Origin of the sequence: Streptomyces sp. NPDC051567 (genome assembly GCF_044454165.1) — a bacterium.
Classification (GTDB): Bacteria; Actinomycetota; Actinomycetes; order Streptomycetales; family Streptomycetaceae; genus Streptomyces.
In genome coordinates this window covers 269386-284185 of sequence record NZ_JBITDK010000006.1, presented here as the reverse complement: position 1 = coordinate 284185, position 14800 = coordinate 269386, and the positions used below count along the sequence as shown (strand labels likewise).

The window sequence follows — 14800 nt, the reverse complement described above, 5'->3', positions numbered from 1 at the left end:
CCCCGCACCCCCACGGGCATCCGAACGGGCCTCCCTGGTTGCCCGCGTATCGGCCCGGGAGCAACCCCCAGGAGCAGCACCCGGAAGCCCGGTGGCCCGCGAGAAGGTCCTCGCCGACGAGGCGATCGGCAGGCGCGCGAGCCGCCCAGAGCCCGACAGGGCCCAAGAGGTGCCCGCCGTCCCGGCCGCGCGCTTCGTCTTCTCCGCGCCGCAACGACGTCTGGACCGGATGATGTCCACCCCGGCTTTCGAGATCCGGCCGTCCGCCCGGCACGGCTTCGCCGGCGCTGAGGACGTGGTCCCGGGTGAGACGGGGAGGGCGAAGCGGCCTCGCAGCGACGGTGAATCGGGTTCAGCCACGGTAATCGTGCCGAGCAGGGTGTCCTCGCGCGTCAACGGCGAGGGTGGGAGCCTCCGGTGCCCCTGCGGCACGATACCGATCGAGTGATCTCGCGAATATGTAAACGGTTTCCTGCGCCAAGGTGCCGGTTACTTCACTGACGAATAATCACCTTCGTAGAGCGCGCCAGCGCTATGGAACATTGCCGGGAGTGAGCTCATGCGTCGAATCTCCGCTGTTCTTGCGGGAACTGCTGTCCTGTATGCCGTGTTCATCCCCCAGGCCGTCGCCGCGCCTGCCGAGATCATCGCCCCGAACGCCAGGGCCGCCGCCGAAGTCAGCTCCCATGGTGCTCTGGAGAGGCAGAAGAACGTGACCGGCAGCCACCAGGTCTCCCAGGGCTTGTACTGCGTCATCGTCGACCCGGGCGCCGGCATCAACCTCTCCAACGCACTGATCCTCGCCAACGGCGGGCCCAGTACCACCAGCGTCTCCACCATCGGGAAGCCCACCCTGGCGTGCGACAACCGTCGGGACGCCATCACGGTCGTCACGCTGAAGGACGGCCACCCCGTGAACGGCGATTTCACCATCGCCGTTCTGTAGCACCGCAACGAGCGGCTGTGCCCTGTGCCCCCGCACCGTTCTGTCGGAGCCCCTTGGCCGCTTCAGCCCTCGCCGGGGTCCCCGGAACGTCGCCGTCGCTTCGGCGTCCTGGCGGTCGGCAAGGGGTTCCACAGGACGATCAACAGGTCGGCCACGTCGGGAGGACCCTGCGGAGCTGGTCACCACCGGTACCCCGCTCACTGCGGAAACCTGCTGGCCCAGGACGCCGGGAGCCGGTCGGCGGCGGACCGGGCGGTGGTGTCCGAGCACGCCGCCGGGCTCGCCGGGCCGGTCCGGCGCATCGCCCGGCCGTGCGGGCGGGGCGGTCGGCGGCGGCACGGGCAGCGGCCCGCGGGTGGCTTTCTGGCCGGGCGGTGCCCGGTGTACGGCGGGTGGCCGTACACCGGGCACCGGGCACATGCCGTGGTGGTCTGGCGGCTACTCGCTGACGTCGTAGTACTCGGCGAGGAGGAGGGTGATCTCCAGTGCGTACGGGAGGAGTTGGGGAAGGTGCTCGGTGAGGGCGGTGCGGGTGGCGTCGGCGAGCCGGGCCTGTGAGCTGGTGGCGGTCGAGACGTAGGGGTCGAGGCGGCGGATGAGTTCGTAGTTGCTGGCGATGTCGATGGTGCGCATCTTCTGTTCGAGCGGGGGTGCCGTGGTGGGGGGCACCGGGGGGAGGATGCGCGAGACGAAGGTGACGCGGTGCAGGACGCGCCAGCAGGGGGGTGTGCGGTCGCTGTGGCGGGCCTCGCGCAGGGCGGCGGCGTTGGGGTCGTTGCTGGTTTCGAGCCAGATGGGGTCGGCGACCTTGTTGTAGAAGTCGTTGAAGTGGCTGGTGTCCTGGCCGAGGTAGAAGGTCATGAAGCGGTAGGCGTCGACCTTGCCGGGCACCAGGACGGGCAGGCCCGCTGTCGTGTACTCGGCTTTCCCGGCGCTGTCGTACCGCTGGAGGTCGCCGCTGGGGTTGCAGGTGACGTCGAGGCTGTGGGAGCGGGTGGCTTCCCTGGAGCGGTGGCGGGTGGTGGTCATGCCGCCGCCGAGGGAGGCGTCGAACTGGAGGCCGACGCCGACGCCGGCGACGTCGAAGCCGACTTCCAGGGAGCCGGTGACGGCGCCGGAGAGGCTGTAGGAGCCGCCGGTGGTCTCGGTGACCACGTCGACGGTGCCGGTGGTCTCGGCGAAGAAGCCGCCGTCGGCGGTCCAGACGTAGGTGTTGGCGATGTTGCGGTTGGCGAACGAGCCGGCCGACCCGACCGGCTGTGCCTTCTCGGCGGCGTCCTTGGTGCCGACGATCGGCGCCAGCACCTTCGCCGCGCGCTCCGCGGTGGGGTCGGAGTCGCTGGTCTCGGTGGAGACGGTGCTGTAGTAGGTCTCCAGTTCCTGGCGTTCGCGCAGGATGCGGCGTTTGACGGCGTATGCCTCGCGGGGTTTGAAGTAGCTGTACTCGCCGCGCTGGAAGGCGTTGGGGTAGGCGGGGTCCAGGACTTTGCCCTGGTCGTTGAAGCCGACGGCGCCGTCCAGGGTGCCCTGCTTGGTGTACTGCGGGTTGATGGGGAACGTGATGATGTTCCAGTCCTTGGGGATGTCCGGATTCGGCAGGATCCGGTACGCCACCAGCGTCCCCGAGTGCGCCAGGCGCAGCGCGTACACGTCGGCGGTCTCGGACTGGACCAGCGCGTAGCCCTTGTTGGCGGGGAGGTAGCGGCGGCCGACGGTGGTGTTGAGTATCCGGGTGGGGTCCTCCCAGGTGCCGGTGAGGGTGGCGCTGGTGTCGTGGGTGGTGCTGGTGCCCTGTCCCACCGAGGTCTCGTCCGTCCAGGCGTTGGAGAACTCCATGGTGCCGCCGACGTGTGCCTTGACGGTGATGGAGGCGAGCGGTTGCGCGGTGCCGATGCCGAGCGGGGCGGTGATCATGAGGATCTTCTCGTCGACCTCCGCACCGGCGGCCATGCTGAAGCTCGCGTCGACGCTGCGTTCGTGCGTGGAGGAGAGGGTGGAGGTGACCTCGTCGGCCTGTTTGAAGGTGACGCTGGACGATCCGGCGGGGTCGATCTGTCCGGTGAGGTTCTCGGAGGGGACCGGGGGCGCGCCTTCGATGTAGCCGATGAGCTGGGGGTCGAACTGGACCTGGCTGACCCATTCGCTGACCAGGTCGCCGACCTTGTATCCGGTGGTGAGGTGCCAGGCGCCGTCGGCGGTGTGGGTGTAGCAGCGTTTCAGGACGCCCTGGGCCTCTCCGGTGGCGGTGTACTGGAGGTCGGCGTACTCGGTGGCGGCCGGTGGGGTGGAGATGTTCTGGTGGAAGGGGGTGCGGATGCCGGCCAGTGCGGAGCGGACGGCGGCGGTGTCGGTGGCGATCGGCGCGGTCGACGGGACCCTGCTGCTGCTGTGGTAGAGGTGGTTGCCGCGCAGGCCCTGGTCGGATACGACATCGCTGGTCTCGTTCTCGGTGGAGTCGAAGGTCCAGTAGCCGATCAGGTCCTGCTTGTCGCCCTTGACGCGGGTGAAGAGGTTGTCGAGGATCTGCTCGGGGGTGCGGGCGGTCCGCCAGTAGCGGACTTCGTCCAGGGTGCCGTCGAAGAACTCGGCGAACTGCAGCGAGTTCCGGTAGGCGCCGAGGGTGAGGAGTTCGTCGCCCCAGTTGGCGAGGGGGTTGGTGGTGGGGGTGTCGCAGGGGATGGAGCGGCCGTTGCGGTGGATCGTGAAGGAGCTGGCGGCCGGGTTGGGGTCGGCCGCCCACTTCGCGCCGTGCAGCCGCAGGTCGTATCCGCCGGCCAGGTCGGCGGAGGTGTTGCCGGTGTTCTCCTCGAAGGTCCAGCGGGCGATCAGTCCCTCGTCGCGGGGCTGGAGCGGGCCCCCGAGCTGGTTGGTCTCGCGGGCCTTGCCCCAGATCCGGACCTCGCCGATCGTGCCCTTGAGCGGGTGGACGGCGCTGCCGTCCCCGGCGCGGCCGATCTCCAGGGCGCCGTCGTTGCCGCGCGCGCCGGTGCCGGTGTAGCGGCCGGCGCCGGTCTGGGCGCCGTCGACGACGAAGCGGATGTCGTCCCAGGACTTGACGTCGACGTGGTCGACGGTCTCGACGGACTTCGTCTGGGTGGTGCCGTCCTGGTCCTTGAAGACCAAGTCCCTGAAGCCCTTGATCTGTTCGCTGGAGCTGCCGGCCTTGCGCACGACGGCGATCCGGTGGAAGCCCGCGGTGATGGCGGAGTCGGAGGTGTAGCGGACGGTCCTGGGGCCGGGTTCCTCGAAGGCGAACTCCAGTTTCCCGTCCACCAGTACCGACAGCTGGTAGGGGACCGTGCTCCCCGTGCCGTCCCCGAGACGGCCCTTGGAGACCAGTCCCTGGCGTGATCCGATGGCGTCGATGTGGGCGAAGACCTCGATGGTCAGATCCTCGGTGAGGTCGAGGGCATCCGCGTCGGGGGTGTCCGCCCAGGCCGAGCCGTTGAAGCGCAGTGCCCACGACTGCTGGTGCACCGCCGCCACATGGGCCCACTCCCCGCACAGATAGGTCTCGCGACTGGTGCGGTGCTTGTCGCCGACCGCGGCCAGGATCTTGTAGCCCTTGACCGCGGATTCGCTCGCCGCGGCGTTGCCCCAGACACCGCCGTGGCGGCCCTGACCGCTGATGTCGGGGAACTGGCTGAGCTGGGGGCGGCTGCCGTCGTAGATCCAGGCGCCGGTGAGACGGGGTTCGTTCGGGGCGACGCGCCGGTTCAGGTCGGCGGCGGTGTCGGTGGCCGAGCGGGCCACGTTCCAGGTCCGCAGCTCGGCCAGCCGGCCGGAGAAGAACGAGATGGTGCCGGCGTCGGTGCGGCCGACGATGAGCTGGGCGGTCCCGCTCGGAACGCCGCCGGCGGTGCGGCGGGCGACCTCGGCTCCGTCACGGAGGATGACCTGGGCACGGGTGGTGCGGTCGAAGGTGACGGCCCAGTGGTGCCATTCCCCGTCCGTGTAGGTGGCGGTGGTGGTGAGGGTCTGGCCGGTGAAGCCGAAGGTGAACGCGCCGGTGGAGGTGAAGCCGATGTTCAGGCCGTTGGCGCCGATCGTGACGATGGTGTCCGGGCCCGTGCGTCCGGGGGCGCGCTTGAGCCAGCACTCGATGGTGAAGTCGCCTCCGGTGGGGTCGGCGCCGGGGATCGCCATGGCGACGTCGCTGCCGTTGAGGACCAGACCGCCGGTGGTGGGTTCGGGGCTCAGGGCGAGCGAGGCTTTGGTGTCGCCGGTTCGCACATGAAAGATCCGGGACCGGGGCGCGGGAACACGGCGCGGGTTGATCCACGCCTCGGCGGTCAGGTCGCCGGTGACGGCGGCCTTGTCCGGCTCGCCGGCCTTCACGAGGTAGTTGCTGGTGCCGTTGAGGGAGACGGCTCGTCCGGGGGCGTCGCCGCGCCAGCGGCTGCCGTGACCGGCGAGCAGAGCGGTGGCCGTGCCGTTGGGCACGAGGATGTCGGTCCTGTCCGCGCTGACGGTGATCCAGCGTGAGCCCTGGGCGAGCGAGGTGCCGGGGCGGGAGGAGGTGGCCCGGGCCGTGTCGTAGCGGATCAGGGACACCGCCGTGCCCGGTGCGAGAGAGGCGGGCGGGGCCGGTGAGACGCGCAGGGTCGTGCCGCCGGTCTCGGCGGCGGTGGTGACGAGATGGGTGCTCTGCCCGATCACCAGGTGGGAATGGGCCGGAACGGGGACGGGCAGTGCCCGGGCGAGGGTGAGCTGGTCCCCCGTCGTGCTCGCGGCCGTACCGAGCGGGACCGGTTCGTCGGTGACGCCGTTGACGGCGGCGGCCAGGTCCTGAGCGCGGCGCGGCAGTCGGGCGAAGGTCTCGGTGTCGGCGCCGCGGGTGATCGTCAGATCGCACAGGCCCGCGGCCGACGCGCCGTTCACGGTGCAGTCGGTGATCCTGATCTGGGTCCCCGACAGGCCGATACCCGGGTCGCGCGCCGTGAACAGGGCGGTCAGCCCGCCGCCGGTCAGCTGCTGGCTGCCCCGCTGCGCCGCGGTGTCCAGGTAGGCGGCGAAGAACTGGGTGTTGGCGCCCTGGAAGTAGAGCGTGACCCGGCCCGCCGCACTGTCCATCAGATAGGGGGTGGCGGCGGTCCGGGCGAACTTCAGCAGCGCGCCCGCACTGCTCAGCCCGCGCACGTCGATGCCGATGTGGGGAACGGGCAGGACCAGATCGGCCTCGCCCAGCAGCGCGGCGCTGCGGCGGATCAGCTCCTCACGGGCGGGCGCGATCTCGGCCCTCTTGGCGATGAGGTCGCGGTTGCGCTGGACGAGGAGCGCCACGACCACGACGAGCCGGGCGGCCTTGACCAGGATGGTCGGGTCCGGGATGACCGCGACCTTCTCGACCGTGAAGCTGACCGCGGTTTTCTCGTCACGGAGTTGCAGGGAGGCGAACAGGCCCATCCATACGTCCTGGCCGACGTTCTGGAACTGCACACTGGTGTTCCAGGTGCCGCGCACGAACCACGGGAGTGCGTCGGTGCTGAAGGGTTGAAGCTCGGCCCCGTGGAAGGAACGATAGATCGTTTGTACGCTCATGCCCGGTGCGCCGTCGTTCACCAGTGCGTAGGTCGGGTTGCCGTACCGGGAGGCCGCCCCGGACCGCACGAGCCGCCATCGGGTGTTCTGGGCATTCCTGTCCACCAGTCCCACCAGGGTCGCCTGTGTCAGACCTCCGCCCACGGGACCCAGGAGGCATCCGAAGGCCGAGAGCTGGACGATCCAGCGCGCCGGATCGTTGGCCGCGGCGGTGTTGGATGCCGCTATCGCCTGTTCCAGCGTCGCCTTCTCCGCCGTCAGGGAGTTGATCTCGGTCTCGATGGCGGCGGCCTGCTGTTCGATGCCGTTGAGGATCTGCTGCTGGGCGCTGACGAGATCGCTGGTCTGCTCGACGGGGCGGCCGAGTTCGGTGAGGGTGACGACGTCGGGGATGTCGGCGAGGCGTCCGTCGATGCCGACGCCGAAGTCGACGGTGGCGATGTGGGCGTCGGCCGTGGCGCTGCCGGTGGGGCGGGTGGCGCAGGCCAGCAGGACCCTGGCGTTGCGTTTGGCGGGCTTGGGGGTGTCCTGGTAGCCGGAGACCACGTCTTCCTGCTGGTAGTAGAGCGTGGAGGTGAGTCCGGAGACGATGTCGCGGCCGTTGAGGGTGAAGCTGTCGCGGCGCACTCCGGGGTGTTCGCCGACGGGGGCCTGGGAGGTCACCCACTGCGGGCTGTTGTTCAAGGTGGCGTGGGCGGCGGTGTCGGTCTGGTCGTAGGCGGTGGTGCCGCTGCCCTCGTCGAAGCGGTAGTAGGCGGCCAGGCCGGGCTCGTTGCCGATCAGCCGGTAGTGACTGCTGTCGGCGATCTCGCTCTGGCCGCGTGACCGGTTCCAGATCCGTACCTCGTCGATGACGCCGCTGTAGAACGGACCGTCCGCCTTGGCCCCGATGTACAGGAGCGCTGTGCCGTCGCCGGAGCTCGGGAGGGCCTTGTCACCGCTGAAGGCGCCGTTGACGTAGAGGGTCGCGGTGGTGCCGTCGAAGGAGGCGGCGATGTGCGCCCAGGTGTCCGCCGGGATGTTCTGGAGGGAGGTGAGGGTGCCGCCGCTGTGGTCGAGTGCCACCTGGCCGGCGCTGGTGACGCGCAGCTGGAAGCCGCCCTGGCTCGCGGTGCCGGACCAGCGGGCGAGCACCGGGCCGCCCGCCGCCCGCGGCTTGACCCATGCCTCCACCGCGTAGGCGCGGCCCTGGAACTTCAGCGCGGGCGCGGCCCCCACGTTCAGAGAGGTGTTGGTGCCGTTGAACTGGAGCGCGGTCTCGGGGTGCGGGATGTCAGGGGTGAGGGGAACCAGCGGAAGGTTGGTGAACGGGCAGATCCCGGGCGCACGCTCGTACACCGAGCCCCGGTAGCGCGCGTCGGGGCTGGTCCAGTAGCGGCTGCCCTGGGTGTTGAAGAGCCCGTCGGCGGCCTGCTCGACGTTGAAGGAGTCGATCCGGCCCGTGGCGCTGTTGTGGGCGAAGAACTGCCACCGCTGCTGCCCCTGCACCGCTGTCGGCGTCAGGACGGCCGTGAACCGGCCCTGGGTCATGTTCCGGATGAACTCCAGTTGCTGGGTCGGCTCGTGGAACGGCTTGCCGTCCATGTCGGTGGCGCCCAGGCTGTCCTTCGCCGACGCCGGGCGGGTCTTGTGCCGGCTCCGCTTGAACCGCACCTCCGACACCGGCTTCAGCACATTGCCGACCAGCAGGAACCGGTCGCACAGCAGCGTGTCCGCCACCACCGGTATCCTCGCCGTCCCCGCTGTCTGGAAGTCGGTCCGGGCGGTGTTCCCGGAGGCGGCGCCGTTCGTCAGCTTGAACAGCGCGTCCGCGTCACTCGCGCCGATCGCCTGGCGCAGGAGCACCACATGGGTGCCGTCCGAGATCACCTGGAACGGGGTGTCGGCCGACAGCCGCGCGGTGGTGGACAGGAACCGGTCCGTCTCCTCCGGTGTCAGCTCCTCACCGGCGCCCGCCTCGGTCCGGCCGCCTTTCTTCACCACCGGCATCGCCGTCGCGCCCACCACCGAGTACCCGACCGTCACGAGCTCATCGGGGAAGGGAACTTCCTGGGGGCTCTCCGACCAGTACGCGGCGTCCAGCTCACCCCGCCCGGCGTCATAGGTGGAGAGATCGAGGACCGTGTACACGATCCGCCGCCGGTCGTCCATGGCGAACGCGAGCGCGGTGCCCTGATGGCGCACCATCGTGGTGCGGGTGTAGGTGCGGTCGCTGTAGAGCTTGAGTGTGCCCTGATCAGACTTCACGAATGTCCGTCCTGTCGTCCCACGCCGTCGGCGGGTGTGCCGGGTCGGTCGGGGGCCTGGCAGTGGCGCATGACGAATCGGCCGCCGGGCCACGGCAGCCTGGTGAGCGGGGAAGGGAAGGGGAAGGAGAAGGGGATGTACGGCTGTCATTCGAGCATGTTCTAAGGCACGCCGTATATCGAACACATACCCCGTTCCGGAAACGACGCGAATCCGACCGGTCGGCACCCCGGTACGGTAATTGGCCGAGAAGTGCCGCAGACCCACAGCATCCCGCAGCACCCCGCAGCCGTCCTCCCGTCCCCGGCCCGAGGGCCGGACCGGCACAGGCTGCTGAAACGGGAACCCGCGCCGGGCGGCACGTCCCGGAGCCCCGCACGGCAGCGGTGTCCTCCTCTGACGAGCGGTGTCCTCACCGGGCCGGAAAGGAGCGGACCGGCCGATCCCCCACTCCCCCACTCGGGCGAAGGCGCGGGTCGGGCAGATCGGGCACCCGGTCCCCCGTGGGGGGACACCCAGGCGGGACGCATGCGCGCGTGGGCGGACCGGCACGGCGCTCACCTGCGGTCCACGGCGGCGGCGGGTGGTCCACGAGCCACCACCCAGGCACCCGCAGCGGCGTAACACGTCCAGCCCGGCGGGGACCACCCAGGGCCGGTCAAGGGTTGGTCAAGAGGGGGAAGAAGCCAACCGGACCGGCCTGACGGCAGGCGCCGCAGCACCTCGCGCCACGGCGCCCCGGCCTGCACCACCAGCCCCGGGAACACCTGGGGCCTCGGTGAAGGTTGCGGGCCTGCGGGGCCGGCCGTCAGGCTCCGGGCTGCCGCGGTCCGTGGTCCGTGGTCCGTGGTCCGTGGTCCGTGGTCCGTGGTCCGTGGTCCGTGGTCCGTGGTCCGTGGTCCGTGGTCCGTGGTCCGTGGAAAAAGGTGACGTGAACTGTCTTCTTTAGCGTGCACCGTGGTGGCATGGACAAGAACACGGACAAGAACACGGACACGGACACCCGGCACACCGGCGAGGGGGCCCCGCTCACCGGCCGGATCGCGCTCGTCGCCGGGGCCACCCGTGGCGCCGGACGCGCCCTCGCCGTCGAACTCGGTCGCGCGGGGGCCACCGTCTACGTCACCGGACGCACCACCCGCGATCACGTCAGCGAGGTCGGCCGGGCCACGGAGACCATCGAGGGGACCGCGGAGCTGGTCACAGCGGCCGGTGGTACCGGCATCGCCGTCCCCACCGACCACCTCGACGAGGACCGGGTACGCGCCCTCGTCGGGCGGATCGACCGCGAACAGGGGCGGCTCGACATCCTCGTCAACGACCTCTGGGGCGGCGAGCACCTGCTCGCCGCCTCCGTCTTCGGCAAGAAGAGCTGGGAGACCCCGCTCGCCGACGGCCTGCGCATCCTGGACCTCGGGGTGCGCTCGCACGTGATCACCGCGGCACTCGCGCTCCCGCTGCTGGTCCGCTCGGACGCACCGCTGCACGTGGAGGTCACCGACGGTACGGCGGTCTTCAACCGCCGCTACCGCGAGAACCTCTACTACGACCTCGCCAAGAACGCCCCGATCCGGATCGCCTTCGGGCTGGGCGAGGAGCTGGCGGAGTACGGGGGCACGGCGGTCGCCGTCACCCCGGGCTTCCTGCGCTCGGAGCAGATGCTCGCCCACTTCGGTGTGACCGAGGAGAACTGGCGCGACGCCGTCGCCCAGGAACCGGACTTCGCCGTCGCCGAGTCCCCCTACTACCTGGCCCGCGCGGTCGCCGCGCTCGCCGCCGACCCCGACCGGGCCGCCCGCTGGAACGGGAGGTCCACCTCCAGCGGGGAACTCGCCAGGTTCTACGGCGTACGGGACGTGGACGGCAGCCGACCGGACGCCTGGGCGTACTTCGAGGAGGTCAGGTACGGGGGGAAGGACGGCTCGGCCGACGACTACCGCTGACCCGGCCGACGACTGGCGTTGATCCCGCCGACGGCTACCGCTGGTCCTGCGGCTCCGCGTCGTACAGGGCGGCGAGGGCCCGCGCGTGTTCGCGCACGCGGGCTCGCAGGGCCTCCGGGGCCAGTACCTCCACGTCCGCGCCCAGCCCGGTCAGCTGGCCGAAGGCGACGTCCAGCGACTCCACCGGCAGGTCGAGCGTGACGCGCCCGGTGGCGTCCGGTGCGGTCGCGGAGGCCAGCGCCTCGCCGACGCCGGCCGGGTCCGCCACGGCGGGCAGGGCGCGCAGGCCGCGCCCGGTCAGACGCACGGTGACGGTCGTGCGCAGCAAGGCCCGGGCGAACCCGGCGGCGTGGGCCCGCCAGTGCGCGGCGAGGTCGAAGGACGGGTCGCGGACGAAGGCGTCACCGGCGCCGGGAGCGGGGGAGAGTGCCGTGACGCGGTCGGCGCGGTAGGTGCGCCAGGCCGTGTCACGGTCCGTCCGTTCCCCCGGGACACGGCCCACGACGTACCAGACCCCCGCTTTCAGGACGAGCCCGTACGGCTCCAGGAGGCGGGTCACGGTGCGGGGCGGGGCGTCGTCCCGGCCCGGCCGCGCGTAGGCCAGCTCGACGGTGCGGTCGCCCCACACGGCGCGGGCCAGTTCCGGCAGCAGTTCCGGTACCGACGGCTCGCGGAACCAGGCCGGGGCGTCGAGGTGGAAGCGGCGCGCCGACGACTCGGCCGCCGCGCGCAGGGACGGGAGCAGGGTGGCCGCCAGCTTCAGCCGGGCCATGTCCGCCGCGTCCGACAGCCCGAGATCACGCAGGGCCGTGGGCAGACCGGAGAGGTAGAGCGTCTCCGCCTCGGTGGGACGGAGCGTGGTGAGGCGGGTCCGGTAGCCCGGCGCCAGGTGGTAGCCGCCCGTACGTCCGCGCTCGGACCGGACGGGAACACCCGCCTCCTGCAGGGCCCGCGCGTCACGGATCACGGTGCGTTCGGAGACGCCCAGCTCACGGGCGAGGGCGGCAGCGGTCAGGCCGGGACTCGACTGGACGAGGAGGGCCATACGGATCAGGCGGGCGGCGCGCATGGCTCAAGGATCGCGGACCCGGTGCCCCGGTGACCGCAGGCCCCGGAGGCCGTGCGGTCACCGGGGGCGAAAGCCGGGGGCCGGGGCCGAAAGCCGGGGGCCGGTTGCGCTGGATCTCCCGGCCGACCGTCGAAGGGCTGCGGCCCCGCTCGGCGACAATCGCCCGGACGGTGGCTCCCTCCGGCAGCCGGTCGGCGCTCCCCCGCCCCGGCCCGGCGGCTGGCCCCCGCGCCACGGCCCGGCGGCGAACCGGCACCGCCCGTCCCGGCCGCGGTGAACTCCGCCGTCACCCCCGTCGAGCCGGACCACCCCGACCCGTTCGGCGTCGCCGTCGTGCTGGGGGGAGGAGGACGGCTACCGCGTGCGCCTGACCGAAGGGTTCACCCGCTGACCAGGCCGGGTCGGGGCTCGGGGCTCGGACGACGACGCGCCCCGCTGGATACGGACCGCAGACGAACGGGGCGCAGACGAACGGGGCGAGGTACTCGGCGGCCCGGGTGTCGTCGGAGGGGCGCGGCCCCGTGGGTCAAGCCCCTTGGGCCAGCCCCGTGGGTCAGCCCCGCCCCGCCCGTGTCCTGGCCGCGAGCGCTGGGGCCCATCCGCCCGGTGTGGTGGGTGCCCTGAACGGGAACAGTGACCTGCTGCTTCCCGCGCGGTAGCGGCCTGTGCGCCGGTACCACTCCAGGCAGGACCGCACATGGGTGCGCCGCATCCCCAGGTAGGCGGTCAGCGCCGGGCTCGCGGTGCGTGCCACCTGGTCGCCCAGCGTTTGCAGCCTTGTGACAAGGGCGTCGTGCGGCGCCGTGGCCCGTGCGAGGGCCTCGTCCGGGCCGACCCGGTACTGACGGGCCGCTTCGGGGAGTATCAGCCGGTTGTCGCCGCACGCGGGGGGTGTCAGTGGATGACGAGTGAGAAGCGTCCGTCCTTGAAGTTTCCGTTCTCGTCGGTCGTGGTCACCCTGATCGAGTTGGGGTCGTTCCCGCAGTCCACGCTCGGAGGGATCTCGCTGACGACGAACAGCCGGTACCGGTTGGAGGAGGTCGTGTGGACGGTTTTGACGGCCGGGATCTTGAACTTGACGCAGTACCTGCCGTTACTCACCCGGGTCACGCTGTCCACGCGCTTGGCGATCAGGATCGACCCGTCGTCGTTGACCGTGGCCGCGGCCCGTGCGTACGGGGCGAAGAGGTTGTCGTCGACGGCCGTGGCGACGGTCGCGCCGGCGGCCATGAGCACGAGGGCTGCCGCGCCCAGGGCGGCGACTCGGGTGGACTTCTTCTTGAACATGTTTCCGCCTGTTGATCTGGACCCGCCAGGGTGGCGGGTGGGGGGAGCGGGGTCGGTGGAGGGCGACGTGGAACCCGGCGTCGACCGGCCACCCGGTTCATGCTGCTGGTCACCGCGACGCGGAAGGGGTGCCGAGGGGAGAGAGGTCCGGCAACCAGGTGGTCGGCGGGCCGGTGCCCGGGCCGAACGGTGTGGACCAGGGCCTTCCACAGGTGGTGACGTGGCGTGGACCCCGGCCGGAAGGACGGCCGCGGGGTCCGCGGGGTGGCTACAGGACGGCGATGGTGTAGCCGTGGTCGGCGTAGGCGCCGTCGGCGGCAAACACATACACACCGACGGAGTTCGGCCGGTTGCACGTGCCGGGGTTCTTGCGGGAGGTCGCAGACCCGTTCTGGAGGGAATTCACCAGGACGGTGGCCTCGGCCACGTCGACCAGCGGGTCGATCTCGATGCAGTACTGGCCGGCGGTCACACGCCACGAGTTGACGATCATCTTCCTCTCGGTGGGCACGCCGTCGGGGCCGACCACGGCAGCTGCCTGGGTGTAGGGGGATTCGAGATCGTCCGCCTCGGCGGCCGGTACGGCAGCACCGGCGAGCAGGAGGGCGGTGATGACGGGAGTGAGAAGCCGTCGCATGTCAGCCCTTCGGATCGAGGGCAAGAGCGCGGCGCCGACCGGTGCGGGCCCGTCCACCGCGACTGCCGGGGAGCCTCCCACGATCGCCGGAGTACACAGGAAACGGCGGTTCACCCCAACGGGGAACTCACGCAACGGCCCTGCCTCCGCCCCCTGCTGCGGCATCACCACGCTGGAGGGACGCCGTCCGTCAACAGCTCCGTGCGGGCGCGGGCATCTGGACGAACGCAGATTCACCCCATTGACCGTGGTCGGCCACGGCCGCCGCGCTGGACCGCCCTCCGTTCACCCTGCGCCTGCCCGGTCAGCAGCTACAGCACCTCGCCGGTCGTCTTGCCGGAGCATCCTGAACGCGTCATCACCCAGCGGCTCAACGATCCCGGCCTTGAGCTTGGCCCGTCCTGACCGGGCCCCGACAAGGCCGTGATCGTTCTCACCGGGCTTTCCTGTACCTCAACCACTCACACCCGGAATCGTCCACGCCCAGGCATGGAACCTCTGACAACACCAGGCCCCTGTCCGCACGATCTGCCAGTGCCTGGACACCGCCCCGGCTTGCCACCGTGGGTGCGTAGGCCGATCACCTACGCACGCCCCTGCCCCGGAGTCCGGCGGCGACACCGTGGTGAACACCAGACCGGAACGGACCCCGGACGGCCAGGACCCAGTCCGGGCGAGGCGGCCGTACCGGGCCTTCCTGAATCCGGGCCAGGGGGCAACCCGGGGGCCCGACGACAACCCGGCCCCGCGCGGCTCCCGCCCCGCCCAGGAACAGCCGGGCACCAGGAGCACACACTTCTTCTACTGCTCCGTCGCTCCGGCCGCCTCCACCGGCACAGGACCGGAGACAGGCGTGGAGGCGGAGGTGGGACCGGAGACGGGCTCGGGGGATGATCGAGGGGAAAGTTCGGGTTCGCGAGAGCAGGGGACGGCGCCATCGCGATCAGAAGGCCGCATCCGGACAGGGCGGCCCGGTTTGAGGCGCTCTTCGGCGAGCGCCAGCCGCTGTTGAAGGGCGACGGTGGGATGGCCGCGGTGCAGCGACAGTGGGGGCCGTCGGCTGGCCCTGCCATGACGGTACAGCTGGTGATGTATGAGGTCTTCGGAATCCGAGAATTGCAGAAGTCTGC

At 71.1% G+C, this 14800-nt stretch carries 6 protein-coding genes; 2 read left to right on the top strand and 4 right to left on the bottom strand.

What is annotated here, in order from left to right; all coding sequences use genetic code 11:
- Positions 1–607: 607 nt before the first annotated feature.
- Complete coding sequence (locus ACIA5F_RS10400) at positions 608–946, top strand: hypothetical protein (RefSeq protein ID WP_399351284.1); 339 nt, start codon at positions 608–610, stop codon at positions 944–946.
- A gap of 438 nt (positions 947–1384) precedes the next feature.
- On the opposite strand, the gene ACIA5F_RS10395 is transcribed toward ACIA5F_RS10400, so the two are convergent.
- Positions 1385–8734, bottom strand: a complete 7350-nt coding sequence (locus ACIA5F_RS10395) for a LamG-like jellyroll fold domain-containing protein (RefSeq protein WP_399351281.1) — start codon at positions 8732–8734, stop codon at positions 1385–1387.
- A gap of 965 nt (positions 8735–9699) precedes the next feature.
- Here ACIA5F_RS10395 and ACIA5F_RS10390 point away from each other — a divergent pair.
- Complete coding sequence (locus ACIA5F_RS10390; RefSeq protein WP_399351279.1) at positions 9700–10677, top strand: SDR family oxidoreductase; 978 nt, start codon at positions 9700–9702, stop codon at positions 10675–10677.
- A gap of 34 nt (positions 10678–10711) precedes the next feature.
- Here ACIA5F_RS10390 and ACIA5F_RS10385 read toward each other — a convergent pair whose 3' ends face one another.
- The 3 genes from ACIA5F_RS10385 to ACIA5F_RS10375 all read right to left on the bottom strand — a co-directional run bounded on the left by ACIA5F_RS10385 (position 10712) and on the right by ACIA5F_RS10375 (position 13670).
- A complete protein-coding gene (locus tag ACIA5F_RS10385) occupies positions 10712–11746 on the bottom strand; it encodes a helix-turn-helix transcriptional regulator (protein WP_399351277.1) in 1035 nt (344 codons plus the stop codon).
- Positions 11747–12640: 894 nt separating this feature from the next.
- Positions 12641–13033 carry a hypothetical protein gene (locus tag ACIA5F_RS10380; RefSeq protein ID WP_399351275.1) on the bottom strand — a complete coding sequence of 131 codons (393 nt, stop codon included), beginning with the start codon at positions 13031–13033 and terminating at the stop codon, positions 12641–12643.
- A gap of 268 nt (positions 13034–13301) precedes the next feature.
- The gene (locus ACIA5F_RS10375) at positions 13302–13670 is read right to left on the bottom strand and encodes a hypothetical protein (protein ID WP_399351273.1); all 369 of its coding nucleotides are present in this window, start codon (positions 13668–13670) and stop codon (positions 13302–13304) included.
- Positions 13671–14800 lie beyond the last annotated feature (1130 nt).

What these genes read in the sequence shown, in the direction of transcription:
- ACIA5F_RS10390 (WP_399351279.1), top strand. Translation starts at nt 9,700, where the DNA reads ATGGACAAGAACACGGACAAGAACACGGACACGGACACCCGGCACACC.
- ACIA5F_RS10385 (WP_399351277.1), bottom strand. Translation starts at nt 11,746, where the DNA reads ATGCGCGCCGCCCGCCTGATCCGTATGGCCCTCCTCGTCCAGTCGAGT.
- ACIA5F_RS10380 (WP_399351275.1), bottom strand. Translation starts at nt 13,033, where the DNA reads ATGTTCAAGAAGAAGTCCACCCGAGTCGCCGCCCTGGGCGCGGCAGCC.
- ACIA5F_RS10375 (WP_399351273.1), bottom strand. Translation starts at nt 13,670, where the DNA reads ATGCGACGGCTTCTCACTCCCGTCATCACCGCCCTCCTGCTCGCCGGT.